Below are 437 nucleotides of genomic sequence, written 5' to 3' on the forward strand. Positions count from 1 at the left end.
ATCAATCTGATTGAGATTGACACCACCCAGACTAATCTCCCCTTGACTTGGGTCGTAAAAATTAACCATCATCTTGGCCAAAGTCGTCTTACCTGACCCTGAAATCCCCACAAAAGCCACCTTAGACCCTTGGGGAACGGTTAAATTGATATCCGACAAGACGTCTCGACCATAGCCATACTTGTAATGAACCTGCTTGAAAGTCATCTCTCCCTTCATCAAGCTCAAATCCTCAACCGTTTTCTTCTCCTCAAACTCAGAAGCTACTAGATACACTTCATTTAGACGGTTATTGGCAACCTGCGCTGTCTGAAGCTTGGTTTGCAGATTGATGATATTTTCCAAAGGATTGGTAAAGTAAACCAGCAAGGTATTATAGGTAATCAACTGCCCCAAACTCATCTTGCCATCCATGACCAGAACAGCCCCCATCCAGA

1 protein-coding gene is annotated in these 437 nt (G+C 43.9%); it reads right to left on the minus strand.

Annotation, left to right across the window (positions count from 1 at the left end; genetic code table 11):
• Positions 1–437: ATP-binding cassette domain-containing protein (locus EDI28_RS26485; protein ID WP_128786724.1), on the minus strand; the 437-nt coding region annotated here is incomplete at both ends.

The organism is Photobacterium chitinilyticum (genome assembly GCF_004104355.1).
Classification (GTDB): domain Bacteria; phylum Pseudomonadota; class Gammaproteobacteria; order Enterobacterales; family Vibrionaceae; genus Photobacterium; species Photobacterium chitinilyticum.